At 36.8% G+C, this 418-nt stretch carries 1 protein-coding gene; it reads left to right on the top strand.

The genetic code is table 11. From position 1 onward, the window contains the following. A partial coding sequence (locus tag KI686_RS15770) for a TonB-dependent receptor (RefSeq protein ID WP_237590289.1) occupies positions 1–418 on the top strand: 418 nt, incomplete at both ends.

Below are 418 nucleotides of genomic sequence, written 5' to 3'. Positions count from 1 at the left end.
AGAAGTACAATCTGTTTTTGGAGCCGCAAACATTGGTTACAAAGGCATGTTATTCTTAGATATTACGGGTAGAACAGACTGGTCTTCAACACTGGTTAATACAGACTCTAAATCGTTCTTTTACCCATCTGTTGGTTTAACTAACATAATAACAGAGACATTTAAAATGCCAGAATCAGTATCTTTTGCTAAGGTAAGATTGTCTTATGCTGAAGTAGGAAAAGATATTCCGGTATATGCTACAGTACCTAGAAGAACTATTGGAACAACCAATTCAGGAGGTACCATAGGATCTGCAAATCAAGCTACATTTGCACCTAGAGAAGGCGAAACACTTAAACCTGAAAGACAAAAGTCTTTTGAAATAGGTACAGAATGGCGTTTCTTAGGAAACAGACTTGGTATAGATTTCACGTAC

Origin of the sequence: Polaribacter sargassicola, from assembly GCF_021991835.1 — a bacterium.
Taxonomy (GTDB): Bacteria; Bacteroidota; Bacteroidia; order Flavobacteriales; family Flavobacteriaceae; genus Polaribacter; species Polaribacter sargassicola.
This window is presented reverse-complemented; position numbering and strand designations above follow the sequence as displayed.